18 protein-coding genes are annotated in these 21,176 nt (G+C 55.5%); 9 read left to right on the forward strand and 9 right to left on the reverse strand.

The features are described from left to right. Positions 1-302: 302 nt before the first annotated feature. A complete protein-coding gene (gene typA, locus PI91_RS05565; protein WP_008501854.1) occupies positions 303-2,126 on the forward strand; it encodes a ribosome-dependent GTPase TypA in 1,824 nt (607 codons plus the stop codon). Between the two features lie 80 nt (positions 2,127-2,206). On the opposite strand, the gene ompL is transcribed toward typA, so the two are convergent. From ompL to yihU, 7 genes are all read right to left on the reverse strand, one after another. Beyond that, positions 2,207-2,893: a porin OmpL gene (ompL, locus tag PI91_RS05570; RefSeq protein ID WP_039265615.1), complete on the reverse strand. Its 687-nt coding sequence runs from the start codon at positions 2,891-2,893 to the stop codon at positions 2,207-2,209. Positions 2,894-2,967: 74 nt separating this feature from the next. Further along, positions 2,968-4,392, reverse strand: coding sequence for an MFS transporter (locus PI91_RS05575; protein ID WP_039265616.1), 1,425 nt, complete (start codon positions 4,390-4,392; stop codon positions 2,968-2,970). A 42-nt stretch (positions 4,393-4,434) separates the two neighbouring features. Beyond that, the gene (locus tag PI91_RS05580; protein WP_039265617.1) at positions 4,435-5,817 is read right to left on the reverse strand and encodes an MFS transporter; all 1,383 of its coding nucleotides are present in this window, start codon (positions 5,815-5,817) and stop codon (positions 4,435-4,437) included. A gap of 45 nt (positions 5,818-5,862) precedes the next feature. Continuing rightward, positions 5,863-7,887, reverse strand: coding sequence for an alpha-glucosidase (locus PI91_RS05585; protein ID WP_039265619.1), 2,025 nt, complete (start codon positions 7,885-7,887; stop codon positions 5,863-5,865). A 16-nt stretch (positions 7,888-7,903) separates the two neighbouring features. After that, complete coding sequence (gene yihS / locus PI91_RS05590; protein ID WP_039265620.1) at positions 7,904-9,145, reverse strand: sulfoquinovose isomerase; 1,242 nt, start codon at positions 9,143-9,145, stop codon at positions 7,904-7,906. A 14-nt stretch (positions 9,146-9,159) separates the two neighbouring features. Beyond that, positions 9,160-10,035, reverse strand: coding sequence for a sulfofructosephosphate aldolase (gene yihT / locus PI91_RS05595; protein ID WP_039265622.1), 876 nt, complete (start codon positions 10,033-10,035; stop codon positions 9,160-9,162). Positions 10,036-10,052: 17 nt separating this feature from the next. Continuing rightward, on the reverse strand, positions 10,053-10,943 hold the full coding sequence (yihU, locus tag PI91_RS05600) for a sulfolactaldehyde 3-reductase (RefSeq protein WP_039265623.1): 891 nt from the start codon (positions 10,941-10,943) through the stop codon (positions 10,053-10,055). 155 nt (positions 10,944-11,098) lie between these two features. Here yihU and PI91_RS05605 point away from each other — a divergent pair, with 155 nt between their 5' ends. After that, entirely contained in the window at positions 11,099-11,995 is an 897-nt protein-coding gene (locus tag PI91_RS05605) for a sugar kinase (protein WP_039265624.1), read from the forward strand. Between the two features lie 34 nt (positions 11,996-12,029). After that, positions 12,030-12,824, forward strand: a complete 795-nt coding sequence (locus PI91_RS05610) for a DeoR/GlpR family DNA-binding transcription regulator (RefSeq protein WP_021242785.1) — start codon at positions 12,030-12,032, stop codon at positions 12,822-12,824. 40 nt (positions 12,825-12,864) lie between these two features. Here PI91_RS05610 and PI91_RS05615 read toward each other — a convergent pair whose 3' ends face one another. Next, positions 12,865-15,738 (reverse strand): autotransporter outer membrane beta-barrel domain-containing protein, encoded by a 2,874-nt coding sequence (locus tag PI91_RS05615; RefSeq protein WP_039265625.1) that lies wholly within the window; start codon positions 15,736-15,738, stop codon positions 12,865-12,867. Positions 15,739-15,809: 71 nt separating this feature from the next. After that, positions 15,810-16,427, reverse strand: coding sequence for a hypothetical protein (locus tag PI91_RS05620; RefSeq protein WP_023326338.1), 618 nt, complete (start codon positions 16,425-16,427; stop codon positions 15,810-15,812). A 547-nt stretch (positions 16,428-16,974) separates the two neighbouring features. Between PI91_RS05620 and PI91_RS05625 the strand changes: the two genes are divergently transcribed. From PI91_RS05625 to fabY, 6 genes are all read left to right on the forward strand, one after another. Continuing rightward, on the forward strand, positions 16,975-17,718 hold the full coding sequence (locus PI91_RS05625; RefSeq protein ID WP_039265626.1) for a winged helix-turn-helix domain-containing protein: 744 nt from the start codon (positions 16,975-16,977) through the stop codon (positions 17,716-17,718). Then, positions 17,682-18,185: a hypothetical protein gene (locus PI91_RS05630; protein WP_232764390.1), complete on the forward strand. Its 504-nt coding sequence runs from the start codon at positions 17,682-17,684 to the stop codon at positions 18,183-18,185. Before PI91_RS05625 ends, PI91_RS05630 begins: the two co-directional genes overlap by 37 nt. A gap of 88 nt (positions 18,186-18,273) precedes the next feature. Continuing rightward, positions 18,274-18,873 (forward strand): glucose-1-phosphatase, encoded by a 600-nt coding sequence (gene yihX, locus PI91_RS05635; protein WP_008501839.1) that lies wholly within the window; start codon positions 18,274-18,276, stop codon positions 18,871-18,873. After that, positions 18,867-19,748, forward strand: coding sequence for a virulence factor BrkB family protein (locus PI91_RS05640; protein ID WP_039265628.1), 882 nt, complete (start codon positions 18,867-18,869; stop codon positions 19,746-19,748). Before yihX ends, PI91_RS05640 begins: the two co-directional genes overlap by 7 nt. Continuing rightward, positions 19,745-20,182, forward strand: coding sequence for a D-aminoacyl-tRNA deacylase (gene dtd / locus PI91_RS05645; RefSeq protein ID WP_008501836.1), 438 nt, complete (start codon positions 19,745-19,747; stop codon positions 20,180-20,182). The genes PI91_RS05640 and dtd overlap by 4 nt, the downstream gene beginning before the upstream one ends. A gap of 44 nt (positions 20,183-20,226) precedes the next feature. Then, positions 20,227-21,168, forward strand: coding sequence for a fatty acid biosynthesis protein FabY (gene fabY / locus PI91_RS05650; RefSeq protein WP_023326334.1), 942 nt, complete (start codon positions 20,227-20,229; stop codon positions 21,166-21,168). The last annotated feature ends 8 nt before the right edge of the window (positions 21,169-21,176 follow it).

Raw genomic sequence — 21,176 nt, forward strand, 5'->3', positions numbered from 1 at the left:
TGTAATTTTTATAAAGCGAAATCTGTGCCAACTTTTAAAACACCCCAAAAAGGCGTTATCATGCGCACCATAGTGCAAAAGGGCTGCACCACAATGGTAATGTTGCACCAGTATAGTGCTTCAGTGTGAACACCGAGCACCATATTGGTGCAATTTTCGTTAAAGTGCCCTTTTTCGCTCCGTGAAAGCGATCACAAAGCATCTCTGCGATACTTGTTTGCGGAGGATGTTTGTGATCCTGTTTTGTAGTGCGATTAATCCGTGTACAATAACGCGCTATTTCTAATGCCTGAGGCAAAGTTGTGATCGAAAATTTGCGTAACATCGCCATCATCGCGCACGTTGACCATGGTAAAACTACCCTGGTTGATAAGCTGCTGCAGCAATCCGGTACGTTTGATGCACGTGCCGAAACTCAAGAGCGTGTGATGGACTCCAACGATTTGGAGAAAGAGCGTGGGATTACTATCCTCGCGAAAAACACCGCTATTAAATGGAATGACTACCGTATCAACATCGTTGATACCCCAGGGCACGCCGACTTCGGTGGTGAAGTTGAGCGCGTGATGTCCATGGTGGATTCCGTGCTGCTGGTGGTTGACGCATTTGACGGCCCAATGCCGCAAACGCGCTTCGTGACCAAAAAAGCATTTGCCCATGGCCTGAAACCAATTGTTGTTATCAACAAGGTTGACCGTCCTGGCGCACGTCCTGACTGGGTTGTTGATCAGGTATTCGACCTGTTCGTTAACCTCGACGCGACCGACGAACAGCTGGACTTCCCTATCATTTACGCTTCGGCGCTGAATGGTATCGCGGGTCTGGACCACGAAGATATGGCGGAAGACATGACCCCGCTGTATCAGGCGATTGTCGATCACGTACCGGCACCGGATGTTGATCTGGATGGTCCACTGCAGATGCAGATCTCCCAGCTGGACTACAACAACTACGTTGGCGTCATCGGTATCGGTCGTATCAAACGCGGTAAAGTGAAGCCAAACCAGCAGGTTACTATCATCGATAGCGAAGGCAAAACCCGCAACGGTAAAGTTGGCAAAGTGCTGACTCACCTGGGTCTGGAGCGTATCGACAGCGATCTGGCTGAAGCGGGCGACATCATCGCTATCACCGGTCTGGGCGAGCTGAACATCTCTGACACCATCTGCGACCCGCAGAATGTGGAAGCGCTGCCAGCCCTGTCTGTTGATGAACCAACCGTTACCATGTTCTTCAACGTCAACACCTCTCCGTTCTGTGGTAAAGAAGGTAAGTTCGTTACCTCTCGTCAGATCCTTGACCGCCTGAACAAAGAGCTGGTGCACAACGTTGCGCTGCGCGTTGAAGAAACCGAAGACGCTGATGCCTTCCGCGTTTCGGGTCGTGGTGAGCTGCACCTGTCTGTTCTGATCGAAAACATGCGTCGTGAAGGTTTCGAGATGGCGGTTTCCCGTCCGAAAGTTATCTTCCGCGAAATCGACGGCCGTAAACAAGAGCCGTTCGAAAACGTGACGCTGGACGTTGAAGAGCAGCACCAGGGTTCTGTGATGCAGGCGCTGGGCGAGCGTAAAGGCGACCTGAAAAACATGAATCCAGACGGCAAAGGCCGCGTACGTCTCGACTACGTGATCCCAAGCCGTGGCCTGATCGGCTTCCGTTCGGAGTTCATGACCATGACCTCTGGTACCGGTCTGCTGTACTCCACCTTCAGCCACTACGACGACGTGCGTCCGGGCGAAGTGGGCCAGCGTAACAACGGCGTACTGATCTCCAACGGTCAGGGTAAAGCGGTTGCGTTTGCGCTGTTCGGTCTGCAGGATCGCGGTAAGCTGTTCCTGGGTCACGGTGCTGAAGTTTACGAAGGCCAGATCATCGGTATTCACAGCCGTTCTAACGACCTGACCGTAAACTGCCTGACCGGTAAGAAACTGACCAACATGCGTGCGTCCGGTACTGACGAAGCAACGGTTCTGGTTCCACCGATCAAGATGACCCTGGAGCAGGCTCTGGAATTCATCGATGACGACGAACTGGTAGAAGTGACTCCGCTGTCTATCCGTATCCGTAAACGTCACCTGACCGAGAACGATCGTAAACGTGCTATGCGCGGTGCGAAAGAAGAGTAATTCGGTTATGCCGTAGGCCGGGTATGCGCATGCGCCACCCGGCAACGAAAAAGCCGCTGAGCGATCAGCGGCTTTTTTTATTAGAACGAATACCGTAGCCCTAAACGGATCCGGTACTGCTCCCGGTTGTAATCATTCCATCGGTCCAGCCACTGCAGTTCGAGGTACGGCAGCCAGTTTCTGTCGATCCTGTAACTGAATTTATTGGTAATTTCCCAGTGATGGTCTTTGCCATTTTTGCTGTGATAATCATTCACCCGCTGGAAAAAGTGCGGTTCAAAGGTGTAGAAAAATGCATCCGTTACTTTGAAATTCCAGTAGTTGGCAAATTCGTGCGTGTCGTTCTTATCCATCTGCCCGTTATAGTCCGGCGTATCGTAATTGTTATGGTTATAGCGATAGCGGAACGTCAGGTTGAACCAGTCCGTAAATTTATAATTGGTATCCAAATAAACCGCGCCACCCGAACCTGCGCTGCTGTCGTTAATCAACCCGCCGGGCTGGAAGGTGAGTTTATCGGTCGGCTTAAAGAGCGGATACCACCCCTCGATTTCGTTATAGCTGTGCTTAAGTTCATCCCATTTACCCACGTTATAGGCGTTGGTGAACATCAGTCCCGAGCCCATATCGAAGTTATAGCCCGCACGCAGGATTACCTCGTGCATCTCTGAGGCCGTATTGTAGGCTTCACGCGTTTCGACATAGGCTCCGGCAAATACCGGGCAGGACACAGACGACACGATCAGTACAGTGATGATTCTTTTCATAATTTGTCCATGTATCAGGTACAGAAAGGCCTCCCTCCTGATAAACAGGAAGGACATAGTGGCCGGATTTATTGTTATAAAGTGACTGCTGACGCTTTATTGTTGGTGGTTATCTCAGGGGTATTCGCGGTTTGTTTCTTCCGTTTTCCAATCTCCTCGATAATAAAGGCGAAGCGCGCTTCGTTGAGTTTATAAAACAGCCCCATGGTCACGGCAGCAACAATCGCCAGGCCGCACGGCCAGAGGAAAATCAGCTGACGCAACCCAAGCAGCGTGCCCGCGCTCTGCACGGCATGGGGAACGTAGCCAATCTGGGTCAGCATAATGCCAGGCAGGAAACCGGCGAGCGCGGCGGAGATTTTGCGCGAGAAGGTATAGCCGGTATACACCGACCCTTCGGCGCGAATGCCGGTTTTCCACTCGCCGTAATCGACGGTATCCGGCACCAGCGCCCAGTTCAGGCTGTTCACAAACGCCGTGCCGAAGAAGGCCATGCAGGAAAACAGCACGAACAGCAGGGAGCTGGTCCCCCAGAAGAAATTCAGCACGTCGCCCACCGCCCACAGCGCCAGCCCGCCCAGATAGACCGGTTTCTTGCCAAAGCGCTTTACCGCGCCGGGCACCAGAAACACGCCAATCAGAATGCAGCCCATGCTGAAAAAGCCCATCCACGACAGCAGATGCAGATCGTTCAGCACGTACTGGGTGTAATAGACCTGAATCGCCAGCTTGATGTTAAACGCGGCGAGAGTGCACAGGTTGGCGATGCACAGCACCAGCAGCGGTGGATTGCGGAAAATCGCGCAGAATGATTTCAGAATGCCGGGCTTATGGTGATCGGGTGTGAGCTCCACGTAGCGTTCTTTCACCCCGCTGTAGCACCACCACATGCAGAACAGGCCGCCGGTAACGAACACCAGCGCGGCCACCAGATAGCCGAGTGAGGGCTGGTGGACGAACAGCGCCTGAATGGGCATAAAGCCGACGGTGCAGAGCAACAGTCCTACCGTTGCGCCGCCCTGACGCCACGCCGCAAGCTGCGCGCGCTCGTTCGGGTTTTTGGTGATGGCCGGGATCATCGCACCGTAGGCGCAGTTCATCAGGCTATAGCAGAGGCCAAACATCATGAAGAGCACGGTGGCGAGGGCCGTTTTCACCGTCAGGCTAAAGTCGTTGGCCATAAACTGCGCCGTCGCCACCAGCGCCACCGGCACGGAGGCGTAAAGAATGAACGGCCTGAATTTTCCCCGCGCGCCGATGTTACGTCGGGAGTCCAGCAGCACCCCGGTCAGCATGTCGGTAAACGCGGTAAAAAACTTTGCCACCAGGAAAATAATGCCGCCATAGAACGCGGGCATGCCCAGTTCATCGGTGTAAAACTTCAGCAGATACAGCGTGCCAATACACAGCATCAGGTTCGAGCCAAAATCGCCCATCCCGTAGGCGCACTTCTCTCGCAGGCTCAATTTCAGGGTTAACGGATCAGTATTATGTGTCATGGTCGATCCTCAAAGCGCCCCGCAGGGCGCTCTATCACGTCATTATGCCGTACGTTTGCGCAGTTCGATCTCTTCGACGATGCGCACATACATCTTCTCGTTGAGGTTGTAGAAGCAGCCCATCGCCACGATGGTGATGACCGCCAGCAGGCTCGGGTAGATAAATATCAGCTGCCGCAGCCCTTCAACCGTGCCACTGGATTGCACCACGTTGGGTACATAGCCGATCTGCGTGAGCATGATCCCCGGGAAGAAGCCCGCCAGCGCCTGGGAGACCTTCCGGAAGAAGGTAAAACCGGTATACACCGTTCCTTCGGAGCGCACGCCGGTGCGCCACTCACCGTACTCCACGGTATCGGACACCAGCGCCCAGTTCAGGCTGTTCACGAACGCGGAGCCGAAAAAGGCCAGGCAGGAGAACGCCACAAAGCTCACCGAGCCGCCGCCGAAGAAGTAGTTGAGCAGATCGCCCGCCACCCAAATCGTCAGCCCGCTGATGTAGACCTTTTTCTTGCCGAAGCGCCGCACCGCGCCGGGCATCATAAAGACGCCGATAAAAATACAGCCCATGCTGAAGAAGCCCATGTACGACAGCAGGATCGGGTCGTTCAGCACGTACTGCGTGTAGTAGACCTGAATGGCGAGTTTGACGTTAAAGGCGCCCAGCGTGCACAGGTTGGCGATGCACAGGATAAACAGCGGACGGTTCCCGGCGATGGCGCGAAACGACTGCAGCAGCCCCGGCTTTTGCGCCGGGTTAGCGGGCTGCGCCTCGACGTAGCGTTCGGTCACCCCCTTGTAGCACCACCACATAAAAAACAGTCCGAACAGCGAGAAGAGGGTGGCGGCAAAGATATAGCCAAGCTGGTCATTGCCTTCAATCAGGTTCATCACCGGAACAAAACCCACGGTACAGAGTAGCAGGCCCAGCGTAGCGCCGCCCTGACGCCAGGCGGCCAGCGAGGCGCGCTCGTCCGGGTTTTTGGTAATGGCGGGCACCATCGCGCCGTAGGAGCAGTTCATCATGCTGAAGAACAGGCCGTACAGCATGAACAGCACCGTCGCCATCACCGTTTTACCGGTGATTTCAAACGGCGTGCCGACGAAGTTGGCAATCGCCAGCAGCGTCACCGGGAACGCCGCGTACAGTACGAACGGGCGGAATTTCCCTTTCGGGCCGATCCTGCGCCGGGAGTCGAGCATGATCCCGGTGCCCATATCGGTGAAGGCGGTAAAGAACTTCGCAATCAGGAAGATAATTCCGCCGTAGGTGCCCGGCAGCCCCAGCACGTCGGTGTAAAACTTCAGCAGATAAAGCGTGCCGATATCCAGCAGGATGTTTGAGCCGAGATCGCCCATCCCGTAGGCGAGTTTTTCTTTAAACGGCAGGCGTAGGGTTGCCGGATCGGAAGTATGTTGACTCATTATTGTTCTCCGTCTGCCCGCAGGTGGCCCCGCGGGCGAGCCTTATCAGATATGACGTAAGGTGCTAAACAGATCTGCCCATTCGCTGTGCTGGCGGTAGAAGACCGGCGGCTTGCCGAGCGGGGCATCTACGGTCACGTCACCGCCCCGGCAGATTTCCCCGGTCCACGCATTCACCCAGCTGTCCTGCGGCAGATAGAGCGACCAGTCGCGGCGCCCCTCTTCATGAACCGGCGCCACCAGCAGGTCGCGGCCAAACAGGTACTGGTATTTCAGCGTGTAGGCGCGCGCGTCGTCCTCGTAGTGCAGGAACAGCGGACGCATCACCGGCAGGCCGCTTTTCGCGTTCTGCGCGACCGCGGCTTTGATGTACGGCTTCAGGGTGGTGAAGACGGTTGTCATGCGCGCGAAGTGCGCGATGGTTTCCGCGTCGCCGTCGAACTGCCAGTTATCGCCTGGACGGTTGCCCTCATGGGTACGCATCATCGGCGTAAAGGCGCTGAAGTCGCACCAGCGCAGCAGCAGCTCTTTGCTGCGCTTCATCTCGAACAGGGTCGTATAGCCGCCGATGTCGCTGTGGTGCAGGCCGTGCCCGGTCATCGCCAGCGACAGCGCCGCAGGGATGACGGACGCCAGACCGTCGTCCAGGCTCCAGTCGACGTTCTGATCTCCCGCCCACATCATTACCGAGTGCTTCTGGCTACCGGTGTAGCCCGCGCGCATGAAGAACAGGATCTCGCCGAGCTTGCCGGTCTCCTGAAGCGCCTCGTAGTTACATTTGGCCCACAGGGCAGGCCAGGCGTTATGCATGATCTCCGCGCTCACGCCGTTATGCAGGAAGGTGTCGGTCGGCAGGTACTCCCCGAAATCGGCCATCCAGCCGCCGCAGCCCAGTTCGATCAGGTTCTTTTTAATGACCTCTTTGTACCAGTCGTAGGCTGCCGGGTTGGTCAGGTCGATAACGCCCGCGTAGAACTCGCCGAACTCGACGTGGTAGTCCTCGCCGTTGGCGTTTTTGGTCAGATAGCCGCGCTTCGACGCCTCTTCGCAGAGATCTTTATCGCTGGCGACGTACGGGTTGATATAGGAGAGGAACTGCACGCCTTCCTCTTTCCACTTCGCAATCCGCGCATCAAGCTGCGGATAGAGCGCGCTGTTCCACTTCCAGTTCCACATCACGCGCTTGCCGAAGGAGGTCATGCGAATGCCGGACCAGTCCTGCGCCCAGATGCCGTTGACCTTCACGCCGCCCTCGCGCATGGCGTCGAGCTTCTGCTGGCACACCTCGGTGCCGCCCTGAATGCCCAGCGTCACGCCGTCGTACACCCAGTCCGGCAGCTCCGGCTGACGCCCCAGCAGGCCGGTCAGTTTTTCCAGTAGATCGACGTACGTTTCCGCACATTCGAAGCGCAGCGTGGCGTTATCTTCCCAGAACGCCAGCTCGTGGAAGTCCGGCGCGCTGAAGTCAAAGTTCATATAGCAGCTGTTATCCACGTGGCAGTAGTACTTCTGGGTGCTCACGAAGGTAGGCTGCGGGAAGAAGGTCCAGTAGTAGTCGCCGCCCGCGTTCTCTTTGCAGTCGGCCTGCCAGGTGACGTAGGTTTGCTTATTGCGGCCCACGCCCTGCTCGCTGGTCCACAGCGGGAACGGCTTGCCGCGCAAATCGAAATACGAGAACTGCTCGCCGCAGCCGTAAATATGATCGTCTGGCTGCGCCGCCAGCCGCAGCCAGATGCGGTTATGGCTGGCGGCGTCATTTTTCAGCTTCAGCTCCAGACGGCCTTCCGCATCCACGCCCACCAGCAGCGTCGCGCTTACCGCATCGCCGCGGGTAAAGCGGATCGCCCAGCCCGCGTTTTGCTGCGTGACGGTCGCGTCCGTCAGGGCAATCTTTTCGTTGAGCTTGTCTTTGATGCTGAAGTTGCCGCGAAACATCTCGATATCCGCCTCGCCTGCGCCAATCCACAGGCAAGGGGCATCCGCGGTGTGGGATAAAATCAGACGGTCCTGCCAGCGCAGGGTGAAGCCACTTTCGTTATTTTTCAGGTCAATATTGTGTAGGGTACGCATAAACACTCCGTCTTAATTATTTGGCCTGGCTATCCAGTAATCCGGCGGCGACGGCAGGGGCTAAGCCCGGGGCCAGCGGCAGGCGGGGGATCACCAGGCAGTGCAGCAGGTGGTAAATATCCTGCTTGCCGTCCCAGACTTTGGTGGTCACTTCGTTGTTGGTGTCCAGCTCCTGCCACCACGAACCGTTTTCGTAGTCCATCAGGTACTTGATGCAGTAATCCCACCACTTCTGATACCAGGCTTCGTACTGCGCTTCGCCGGTCACGGTATAGAGGGCATAGGCCGTGCCCATCGCCTCGACGATTGGCCAGCGCACGCGTTCACGCACAATAGGCTTGCCGTCCCAGCCCACGGAGTAGACAAATCCATCGGCCCCGTCGGGTGCCCAGGCGTCGCGGATGGTGGCGTGGAACAGGCCTTTTGCATCTTCCAGCAGCCACTCCGGCGGGGTCTCAAAGCGCGCTTCCAGCGCGGCGCGCAGGTGCAGCATCAGGCGGCCCCACTCGATCCAGTGCCCCGGCGTGCCGCCGTAGGCGCGGAAGCGGTGAGCAGGGTTATCGATGTTGTAATCGCGGATCGGGTTCCAGTCGGTGTCGAAATGCTCGTTAACGCGGTACTCACCTTTGCGCGCCACGTCATGAATAATTACCGACGCGATGCGCAGGGCGCGGTCGAGCCATTTACGGTCGTGGGTCACGTCATAAACGATCAGGAAGGCTTCCACGGCGTGCATGTTGGCGTTACCGCCGCGATAGTCTTCCGTTTTGCTGAAGGCTTCATCCCAGGACTCCAGGCACATCTGCTCCTGTTCGCTCCAGAAGTAACGCTCAATCACCTCGATGGCATCGTCCAGCAGCTTACGTGCCTGCGGGTGACCCGTGGTCACGGCGCTCGCCGCGCCCAGCAGAACGAAGAAATGCTGATAGCCCTGCTTGGACGCATCAATCACGCCTTCATCGTTTACGCAGGCGTACCAGCCGCCGTGCTGCTTGTCGCGCAGCGTACCGTTGAGGGCGTTAATGCCGTGCTCAACCAGGGCATACGCGCCGGGACGGCCCATGTTTGCCGCCACCGCGTACACGTGCAGCATGCGGGCGGTGATCCACAGATGGGTGCCCATATCGCTGCGCACCTGGCCGTTATTGCCCAGCCAGCCAAAGCCGGTCGGCACGGCGGCGTTTTTACCGAAATCGAGAATGCGGTCGGTCTCTTGTTCGAGCCAGCGGTTATGGCTCAGGGTGTTAAACCATTTCATGTTCGGATCCTTTCTTAACGGCGAGCCATCATTTCGTCGACGATCTCACCCAGACGCTGAAGTTTGGGGACGGAAATATCACGCAGCATCAGCTCGGTGTCCGGCAGGCCAATCACAGAGGACCAGACGGCGCGACCGGCTAAAAAGCCCGATGCCCCCGCCTGCATGGCGACGCTTACGGCGCGCGGGAAGAGCTTATCGTCCACGCCGGAGGAGAGGATCACCCACGGCATGGCGATGTTCTCGTTCAGCTTTTGCGAGGCCGCCAGCAGCGCCTGCTGCGTGCCCTTGCCGAACAGCGGCATCTCCACCTTGTAAAGGTCGGCACCGCTGTCGCCCAGCTCTTTGGCCGCGTCGATAATCGCCTGTTCGCGGTTAAATTCGGCTCCGCGACGCGGCGGACGCACCACCGGCTCGATAATGCTCAGCAGCCCGTTGTCGTGGCAGAGCGTATTGAACGCTTTCACCATCTCCAGGCGCTGCAGCGGATCTTCATCGCTGCGCCACAGCACCAGCAGCTTCAGTGCTTTGCCGCCATCGCGTTTGACCGCTTGCGCGTCGACGTTCTTGTCGATCGCCACGCTGTCGACCGGAATACCGTTCCCCGGAATAAACTCGTCGGCGGCCACAATCATCGCGCAGCTTTTGGCCACGGCCTGCTGCTCGACAATCTGGCGATAGCAGAACTGCTGGTCGACGAGAATGGCAGAGGCGTACGGCGACAGAATTTTTGCCGCGTTGACCTTAAAATCGGTCAGGTTCTGGTCGGTTACCGGCACCGGCGCGCCTGCGGCAGCAAACATCAGGCGCATCGCTTCGCGCTGATCCACGGCCAGCATTGCAAAACCGCCGGAAGGTCGGGTGATATCTTTCAGGGTGTACATCGTCATTCCTCAGTCCTTTCGTATCAGTGTGATTTTTTCAGCCCGGCAGATGCGCGAACCTGTTCAAGAATGGCCGTCCAGTCCTCGCGCCCGCGCCCGGCGGCGCGAGCCTGGTTGTAAACTTCGCGGGAGGCCGCGCCCAGCGGCATCGGAACGTGGAGCTGGTTGGCCACGTCGAGGGCGATCCCCAGATCCTTATGCGCAAGGTCGATCATGAAGGCGGGAGAAAGATCCCCTTTCAGCACCTTGTTCGGCCAGGATGTCGTGAAGTGGCCTTTACCCGCAGGCGTACCGCTCATGACCTTGAGCGCCACGTCAAAGGAGAGGCCAAGCGCTTCGCATAGCACGGCGGCCTCGGCGGAAAGGGCGTTCAGGGCAATACTCATGTAGTTATTGATAAGCTTCACGCGGATGCCCATGCCTGGCCCGCCGGCGTTAATCAGCTCATTGCCCATCGCCATTAAGACCGGGGTGGCGCGCTCAACCTGCTGCGCCGTGCCGCCTGCCAGCAGGAGCAGCGTGCCGGCGATGGCATGGTCAGAGGTGCGCCCGACAGGCACGTCCATCAGGCTGAAGCCACGCTCAGCCATGTCGCGGATCAGCGCGTCGGTTTGCAGCGGGTGAATGGTGGACATATCAATGACCAGCGCGTCGCGGGATAACCCTTCGCACACGCCGTGCTCGCCGAACAGGACGCTGCGTACCAGGTCGCCGTTTGGCAGCATGGTGATCACGAATTCCGCGTCCGTTGCTGCCTGCGCGGGCGTTGCCGCCGCCCGAGCGCCGCTCTCTGCCAGCGCCTGAACCGCCTGCGGGTTTACGTCAAAGACGTTAAGCTGGTGACCTTGTTTCAACAGATTCTTCGCCATTGGCGCGCCCATCTGCCCTAAGCCGATAAATGCGATTGCTGACATGCCTTTCTCCTGTCACATCGTGTCAATTTTTGCGCGTTTATGTTGTCTGTTTTTGATCGTATTTGTAATTTATAGTCAAAAAATTGACACGGGTCACTTTTTAAACATTTGATGAAATTAAAATGAAGGCATCAGAAATCGCAGAAGGAATCACCATGACTCGCATCGTTTGTGTCGGCATTACCGTGCTGGATCGCATCTGGTATCTCGATGATTTACCAAAGGAAGGTGGGAAATATGTCGCAAAGGACTATACGGAGGTGGGCGGCGGCCCGGCGGCAACGGCGGCAGTGGCGGCGGCGAAACTGGGCGCGGAAGTGGATTTTATTGGCCGGGTGGGTGATGACGATACCGGCAGACGGCTGCTCGCGGAGCTGGAATCCCTGGGGGTGAAGACCCGCTACACGCGCGTGTTTAAGGGTGCCCGATCGTCACAATCGGCGGTGCTGGTGGACGCAGGTGGGGAAAGAGTGATTGCCAACTACCCCAGCCCCGATCTCCCTGCGGCGGCAGACTGGCTGCATGAAATCGACTTCTCTCAGTGGGATATTGTCTTAGCCGATGTGCGCTGGCATGACGGGGCAAAACAGGCGTTTACCCTGGCCCGTCAGCAGGGCGTTCCGACGTTGCTGGATGCGGATGTCACCCCGCAGGACATCGCGGAGCTGATCGCCTTAAGCGATCACGCGGCCTTCTCCGCGCCAGGGCTGCGGCGCCTTACGCAGCGGGACGAAAAAGAAAATGCCCTGAGAAAAGCACAAACGCTCACAAATGGACATGTGTATGTTACGCAGGGGCGAGACGGGTGCTTCTGGCTGGAAAACGGCGCATTGTGTCATCAGCCCGGCTTTGAGGTGAACGTGGTGGATACCACGGGGGCGGGCGACGTGTTCCACGGTGCGCTGGCGGTCAGCCTGGGGCAGCAATGGCCCGCCGCAGACGCCGTGCGTTTTGCCAGCGCCGTCGCAGCGCTGAAATGCACAAAGCCCGGTGGACGCGCGGGTATACCCGACTGTGATCAAACCCGCTCTTTTTTGTCACTTTTTGTATAAAATGCGGGGCGTGATGGTTTTCAGAGGACAGCCCATGAGCCTTACCGAACTGACCGGCAACCCGCGTCACGATCAGCTGCTGACGCTGATTGCCGATCGCGGCTATATGAACATTGATGAACTGGCGCAGCTGCTGGATGTCTCCACGCAAACCGTGCGCCGGGATATCCGTAAGCTCAGCGAGCAGGGGCTGATCACGCGTCATCATGGCGGGGCGGGCAGGGCATCCAGCGTGGTGAACACGGCGTTCGAGCAGCGTGAAGTCTCGCTTACCGAAGAGAAGCGGGCGATTGCCGAAGCCATTGCGGACTATATTCCCGATGGCTCGACTATTTTCATCACCATCGGCACGACCGTAGAGCACGTTGCCCGGGCGCTGCTCAACCATAACCACCTGCGCATTATCACCAACAGCCTGCGGGTGGCGCATATTCTGTATAAGAATCCGCGCTTTGAAGTGATGGTGCCTGGCGGCACGCTGCGCCCGCACAATGGCGGGATTATCGGGCCTGCGGCAACGGCGTTTGTGTCTGGTTTTCGGGCGGATTATCTCGTGACCAGCGTGGGGGCAATTGAGCACGACGGCGCGATGATGGAGTTTGACGTCAATGAAGCCAGCGTGGTGAAAACCATGATCGCCCACGCTCGCCACATTCTGCTCGCAGCCGATCATACGAAATTTACCGCATCCGCTGCGGTAGAGATTGGCAACGTGGCGCAGGCCACGGCACTCTTCACCGATGAGATGCCTGGCTCGGCTCTGCAAACTCACCTGAAATCCAGTAAGGTTGAAATCATCCTGGCCAGTACCAGCGATGATATTGCCTGAAGCAAAAAAAGCCGCTGAGCAAACAGCGGCTTAAATATTGTTATTTAAAGCTGTATTTCACCCCTAACATCCCCTGCGTATCGCTGTAGCCTTTATCGCCTATCTGCTGAGCCACGTTGCCCCATACGCTAAGCTGCGGCGTAATCTGCCCCTCTACGCCGGTCTTGAGTTCACCGATATTGCGCGTACCACGCATCTCATTGCTGACGTCATCCATGCGGATACGCGTGGTCTGGGTGTTGTGGATCCAGTTCGCTTCGATAAACGGCTGGAAGGTCCGTGATTTACCGTCGTCAATCGCGTTATGTCCGCTGATGTAGGCCTTCACGCCGAGACGTGTCATCAGGTTGCCCTGAGTCTCGTCTTTCACCCGCGTGCCGTTGCGCTCGCGATGATCGTCAGCCTGCACGTCCATCCAAACGGCCTGCGCTTTCGGCTGGATCCAGTAGCTGTTGCGGTCGCTTTCGCCCACCTTAACGCTATAGCCCGCTTCAACAGAGGCGGTCACGCCGCTGGAACGATAACTCTCAGTGGCCTGATCCTGTCCCATTACCTTATTGTCGAACCAGTTATACAGCACCCAGCTATCAACGTAGGTGCCACTTTTATCCGCCTCGTTTGCGTACCAGGTACCATACAGACCGACGCTATAGCCATTCACTTCACCGCGTGAGCGGTAGCCGGTCAGGCTGGAAGCGCTCCGGCTCTGGCTGTTGCCGTAGCCTGCCATCAGGCCAAGATGCCAACGGTCCAGGCCATCGGTGCTCCACTGGGCGACATCGCCACCCAGCTGCAGCACGTAGCGATTGGCGGTCGTTTTTAGCTGGCCGCTGCCGTCGTTAAAACGCGTATGACCGCCGACGTTACGCATCCACAGGCTCGTCACTTTCTGCTCGCCCGTAAGGATGTCGGTGTACTGCGTTTCACCCAGACGATCGTGCAGACGGGTCATAAACAGCGTATTGGCCGCATAGCTGTTTGCCAGATAGCTGCCAAATTCCGGGCGATACTGGTGCTCGCTTTTCGGTGGTGCGGCTGGGGGGACCGGCTCTTGCGGCGGGATCACCGGGTCAACGGGCGGATCTACCGGGTCCACCGGGTCCACTGGGTCAACAGGTGGATCTACGGGGTCGACCGGTGGGTCTACAGGATCAACGGGCTCGACCAGGCTGGTCAAAAACCAGTTTTTACCTTTTTGCACCACGTTATAGTCATAGCCCCCCGCCACGATACGGCTGGCCTTCTCAAACGTCCCCTCAGAGTTGCCGCCAACGCTGACAATTTCAATCCCTTCTACGGTTTGCGCGCCGGCACCGCCAATGTTGTTCACTTCCACCCCGGTATGACCGGAGGTGTTGCCTTCAACGATCAGTTTGTCCGTTTCCGAAGTGTCGTCAAACAGCACGGTATTGAAAACCAGCTTGCCGCCGTTGCCGATAAAATCATCCTTGATGGTCAGCGTTTGCCACGCCGCGTCCTCTGCATGCTGGAAATTAATCGTGCCGCCCGCATTCAGCGTCAGGCTGGTCAGCGTGGAGCTGTCGCGCAGATTCCAGACGGCATCATTCATCGTCAGTGCGATAGTACCGGTACCCGCGGCGTTGCTCTCAATGAAGGACGCTCCGTTCCACAGGGAGTTGTCATCCATAGTCAGCGTAATGGTACTGTTTTGTGCCGGAAGCGCGCTGGTGGCCGCGACGCCGCCTGCGGAAAGGATATCGCCGTTGAGGATGAACTTGCCTCCTGCGGACGCATCAATCACCCCGCCGTTACTGGCGTTCAGGGCATAGCTACCGCTGTCGCGCTGGCCTGCGGTGGTAATGGTTGCACCACCCGCGAGCGCTATCACGCCGCGCGACCAGGCATACATCCCGTGCGGCGCCTGCGCGGAGCTGCTGGTTTTCTCGCTGCTGTTTACCGCAATGGTGACGTTCTCTCCCAGATTCACCGCACCGGTGTAAGCGTAGACGCCATGCGCACTGGCACCGTTGGTCGTGATGGTGGCGCCTTCATCAAGGGTGATGGTTGACGAGCCGGTGGAATAAACCCCGGAGGCACTGGCCGCGTCGGTGGTAATCGTCGCGCTTTTGCCTAGCTCAATTTTTGACGCAGAGCCCGTGTACAGGCCATAGGCCGATGTGCCGTACGTTTCGATGGTCGCCTCATCGCCCAGCCGGACGTAAGAGCCGCTCTGGTTGGTACGAATGCCCTCAGCGTAAGTCCCGCGCGTCACAATATGCGCACGATCGCCGACGATAACGTTATTTTTTGCCTTCGACGCATCATTCAGTGCATAAGCGCTAATCCCGCGCCCGGTGCTGCCCGTGGTTTCGATATAGAGATCGTCACCCACATAAATATTGGCGGAGCCGAGAGAACCCTGACTGAAGGAGCTGTACCCGGCATTGATGCCGTCACCGCTTTGGCCATTAACGTAGATGTGGGTGCGGTCGCCGGTAATGATAAATACCGGGTTGGCCGGCGTGTTCATCCCGTGGGTACGAATACCGTCGACGTCTTTACCATTATTGGCAGCCACTTTTGACTGGGTGCGAATAGTCAGATCGTCACCAAAAACCACGCCCGGGCTGCCGGACGTGGAGTTCTGAATAACGGTAACGGAATGCTCAAAGGCTTCCGCCCCAGGCCCTTCGAGGGTGATCCCATCTCCGTAAATCGGGATATTCCCCGGGCTGTACTGGTAGACATAGTTAGGATCGCCGGTATTTTTGCTAAAGTTCGCGTTTGCCGTTGCAGGTATCAGCGCCTGTATTTCTGCAGGCAAATCCGTTACCGCTCCGGAGGCAGGTAAATTAGCAAAATCTATTACCGCTGCATGTGCGGTAAATAGCGCTGACGTTAACGCCAGCGAAATCGCAGCGGCGACTGGTGAGTGTTTCATTAAATATGGCATGACTGCCCCCTTTCTTTCAGGCGTAGAACATCCTCCACACCATTAAATGTGGGTAGGTAAACAGGTTGAAATTACAAAATAGAAACGAGAATTTTATGAATACTGGTGCCTAACTTCCTCTCAAGTCGTATTTTATGAACATAAATTTTTTTAACATCTATGCCGTCTGATTTTATAATCTCCTGGAGGCACGCACCTGACAAAAATCTGTTCAGTAACGTAAATTCAACAGCGTTCAACATGCTGCCGCGTCTGCTATTTAACCGTCTCCCGGAGAAAAGATGGCTGATTTTTTCCTTTAATATAATGTCGTTATCATTCGAATAAATAATTCCCTTTATTTCACTGCGCTGCATGAAAAAATAATTGGCCAATGCTTCCAGCTTGCGGTCTGTGATAATCACGATGTTCATGTTAGTTCTCACCAGACGTTCAATCCATTGCGGATCGGCAAGTACGCGCAGGTTGCAAAACGAAAAGTCTACAAATATAAAGCCGCGTAATAAGTGATTCTTGTTTCCTTGCAATATTTTATTTTCTACTGCAATCTGCAGGAAATGGTTACCACCAGGCCAAACTGCGAATGAGGCATTTCCACAATATTGTGAACGTACTGCGTTATCTGGAAATAACTGACAGGACAATTCACAGCTCATACAGCGGACAACCTTATGCGACGATGTCATCATCCAGTCCACTCCTGTCTTATTTTCACTGTCAATATTTCACTGCCATCCAAATGTGTCAATCTTGAAACATATCCCGTGCCCCTCTCTTGTTTATGATAAATAGTGATGAAGAATATAAATTCCTGGTGATGTCTATTTTTTCAGGCCGTAGCCATAGCGAAAGGACATACTTTGGCCATCGTATTCCAGGACTATTCTTCAGCCCCTTAAGATTATTCGACAAAAAAAATCCCGGAGGACGATTTACGAAATAGCACTAATAGCTAAAGATTCGTTTCTTAAATCGGCCGTAACGACAGTCTTTTCGCGACTTGGGGCTCAATATAATGAGTGGGCCGGGCGAAGTGTAATGAAATCTCATTATGTCGTTTTAGATGAGAGAAACCTAAGAAAACTGTCTTTTAACTGATTGAAAAACAATGTGTTATTCTTAATCTTAGTTGAGATGGTATCGCGTCCTGATCCTTCTGACCTATACTGTTGTTAAATATACGTATATCTTTCTGGTGTATATAGTTAAGGGTTGTTATTGCTGAGGAAAGGAAAATTGTATCTTATTAACAAATTGGTCGAGTATGATCCAGAAAACAAAAACCTGGTAAATCATATTACCGGGCGCTCGATACAATTGCAGCTTCCTGCCAACCTCTGTTTTCTTTATCTCATCACCCATCCCGGAGAAATAATTTCGCAAAACCAGTTAATGGTGGTGGGATGGGGGGAGCGCAATGACGTCACTACGCCGAATACCTTTTACCAGGCTATTTTGACATTACGCAATGCCCTCGCTGAGGTGGGCTTACCGCGCGATACGGTAAAAACGATTTCGCGTCGCGGGCTTATGCTTTCCGAGGCTACCGAGGTTGAGTTATTTGTTCCAACCGCTGAGCCAGTCATAGCCAATAAAGACGTGCTCGTTGCCAATGGCGCCGCAAGGCAGAGGCCAGCCTGGCTGATAATAACGACCGCAACGCTTTTGTTGATCGCGCTTATCAACGGGGGAATATTATATAAAAAGCACCAGAACATGCCGTTTAGTCACTACATTCCCCTTTCAACGGGCAGCACGACCCAGGCCTGCCAACTTTTTTATGCACCTAACGAACATATTCAGGATCATTACGTGCGCCTGCTAAACAATAATCCCGGTCTGTGTGCCGAAAAACGATACGTTTTTCTCGTCGGCTATAGTAAAACGGAGCGAATCGCGGCGTTTGTCTGTAATAACGATGCGCGAAGGGACGCGACGGCGTTATGTACCACCCATTATTTTTGGGCGCACGAAAAATGATGACTCTCCGGAACCGTATCATTTTGCTGGCGGCACTTCTGGCGGCCGCTGCCACCAGTGGCTGGTTAGCTTATTCGCATTTATCGAGTACGCCGATACGCTGTACGGGAGATGTGGAATGGACGATTGGTAAAAACCGATTTGTGGGTACGGTTTCCTGGCGGATGCAGCATCGGGAGGGGTCTACGGTTATTAACGGTAAATTATTTGGTCAGACGGTTACTGAAGTTAATCGTACCATCTATTTTCACTACAGTGACCATGAGAACGCGCGCGTGTTAAATAACAATCGTATTGTTAAAACCTTTGCCGATAATGCGGATGAGGCTGATATCAACGCAACGCTACCGGGTTTTTACCGCACGCCGGGTAGAGAGCTGAGCCTGATGCTCGATGAGTATCGGGGGGCCTGGATTTTTGCCGCGTCAAACGTCCCTTCGCTTTACTGTCGTAAAAACGCGCCGTAAAAATCGATCGCACACCTTAGACCGCATCCATAGTCAAATCTCTTTATTCCCGCTACAGTTACCTCTCCACGGCGAGCAGGAGATAAACATGCTTTATATCTTTGATTTAGGAAACGTCATCGTCGATATCGATTTTAATCGCGTGTTGGGTGCATGGAGTGATTTTAGCCGCGTGCCGCTGGCGACCTTAAAGCAGAACTTCGCGATGGGCGAGACCTTCCACCAGCATGAGCGCGGTGAAATCAGCGATGAAGCATTCGCTGAACGTTTCTGCCAGGAGATGGGGCTTTCGTTAAGCTATGAACAGTTTTCCCACGGCTGGCAGGCGGTATTTGTGGCGGTTCGCCCTGAGGTGATCGACATCATGCACAAACTGCGCGAGCAGGGGCATCGGGTCGTTGTGCTGTCAAACACCAACCGTCTGCACACCACGTTCTGGCCTGAGGAGTACCCTGAAGTTAAGGCGGCGGCGGATAAGATCTACCTCTCGCAGGAGATGGGGATGCGTAAGCCTGAAGCGCGAATTTATCAGGCTGTTCTGCAGGCAGAGGGATTCACCGCGGCCGATGCGGTCTTTTTCGACGACAACGCCGATAATATAGAGGGAGCTAACCAGTTGGGTATTACGTCAATTCTGGTGACCGGAAAAGAGACGATACCAGACTACTTTGCGAAGCAGCTATGCTAAAAACCGTTCATCAAAAAGCCACGCACCATACTCGCCCGCTGCGAGCCTGGCTGAAACTGCTCTGGCACCGGATTGATGAGGATAATATGACCACGCTGGCGGGTAACCTCGCCTACGTGTCGTTGCTCTCATTAGTGCCTCTGGTGGCAGTCATCTTTGCCCTGTTTTCCGCCTTTCCGATGTTTGCGGACGTCAGCCTGCAGCTTCGTCATTTTGTCTTCGCGAATTTCATTCCGGCAACCGGGGATGTCATCCAGAACTACATTGAGCAGTTTGTTGCTAACTCCAGCAAGATGACGGCAGTGGGGGCATGTGGTCTTATTATCACCGCGCTGCTGTTGATGTACGCCATCGATAACGCGCTGAACACGATCTGGCGGAGTAAAAAAGCGCGGCCAAAGGTCTATTCCTTTGCCGTGTACTGGATGATCCTCACGCTGGGGCCGCTGCTGGCCGGGGCGAGCCTCGCGATCAGTTCGTATCTGCTCTCCCTGCGCTGGGCGAGCGATTTAAACGGCGTGATTGATAATGTGCTTCGCATCTTTCCGTTGATCCTGTCGTGGCTCTCGTTCTGGCTGCTCTATAGCGTGGTGCCGACCACGCGCGTGCCTAACCGCGATGCGGTCGTGGGGGCGCTGGTGGCGGCGTTGCTCTTTGAGCTCGGTAAGAAAGGGTTTGCCCTTTACATCACCATGTTTCCGTCCTATCAGCTGATTTACGGCGTGCTGGCGGTGATCCCCATTTTGTTTGTCTGGGTCTACTGGACCTGGTGTATCGTCTTGCTTGGTGCTGAAATAACTGTCACTCTCGGTGTATACCGCGAACTTAAAAAAGCAGCAGAAGCTGAAAAACAACAAGAAGCAGACCAACCATGATTGCATTGATACAGCGCGTAACCCGTGCCAGCGTCACCGTGGAGGGAGAGGTGACGGGTGAAATTGGCCCAGGACTTTTGGTGTTGTTAGGTGTCGAAAAGGATGATGACGAACAAAAAGCCAACCGCTTGTGTGAGCGCGTGCTGGGCTACCGTATTTTCAGCGATGCGGAAGGCAAGATGAACCTGAACGTCCAGCAGGCGGGCGGCAGCGTGCTGGTGGTTTCCCAGTTTACGCTGGCAGCGGATACCGAGCGCGGCATGCGCCCGAGTTTCTCGAAAGGCGCCGCGCCGGATCGTGCAGAAGCGCTTTACGAGTACTTTGTTGAGCGTTGTCGCCAGCAGGAAATGAATACGCAAACCGGACGATTCGCTGCAGATATGCAGGTATCGCTGGTGAACGATGGCCCCGTCACATTCTGGCTCCAGGTATGAGCATACTTACGGCATGGCCGCGGGTAACAAGAGAGAGTACAGCTATGTATCACCTTCGAGTACCGCAAACGGAAGAAGAGTTAGAAGCCTATTACCAGTTCCGCTGGGAAATGCTACGCAAGCCATTACATCAGCCAAAAGGCTCTGAGCGCGACGCCTGGGACGCGATGGCCCACCATCAGATGGTGATGGACGAAGAGGGCAACCTTGTGGCCGTCGGGCGTTTGTATATCAACGCCGATAACGAAGCTTCTATTCGCTTTATGGCGGTTCATCCCTCCGTGCAGGACAAAGGTCTGGGGACGCTAATGGCGATGACCCTGGAATCCGTCGCTCGCCAGGAAGGCGTTAAGCGCGTCACCTGTAGCGCCCGCGAAGATGCCGTAGAATTCTTCGCTAAACTCGGTTTTGTGAATCAGGGTGAAATCACAACCCCGCAAACCACCCCGATTCGTCATTTTTTGATGATCAAACCCATCGCCACGCTGGACGATATTCTGCATCGCGCCGACTGGTGCGGACAGCTGCAGCAGGCCTGGTATCAGCACATTCCGCTCAGCGAAAAAATGGGCGTACGCATTCAGCAGTACACCGGACAAAAATTTATTACCACCATGCCGGAAACCGGCAACCAGAATCCGCACCACACCCTGTTTGCCGGAAGTCTTTTCTCGCTGGCCACGCTCACCGGCTGGGGGCTTATCTGGCTGATGCTGCGCGAGCGCCATCTGGGCGGGACCATCATTCTGGCCGATGCCCACATTCGCTATAGCGCGCCGATAAGCGGCAAGCCGACCGCCGTGGCCGATCTGGGATCACTGGGTGGCGATCTTGACCGTCTGGCACGCGGTCGCAAGGCGCGCGTACAAATGCAGGTCGAACTGTTTGGCGATAAAACGCCGGGCGCGGTGTTTGAAGGCACCTACATTGTTCTTCCGGCGAAGCCTTTTGGCGCGTATGAAGAGGGCGGGAACGAGGAGGAGTAATCTCCTGT

Origin of the sequence: Enterobacter sp. FB, assembly GCF_000805795.1 — a bacterium.
GTDB lineage: Bacteria > Pseudomonadota > Gammaproteobacteria > Enterobacterales > Enterobacteriaceae > Enterobacter > Enterobacter roggenkampii.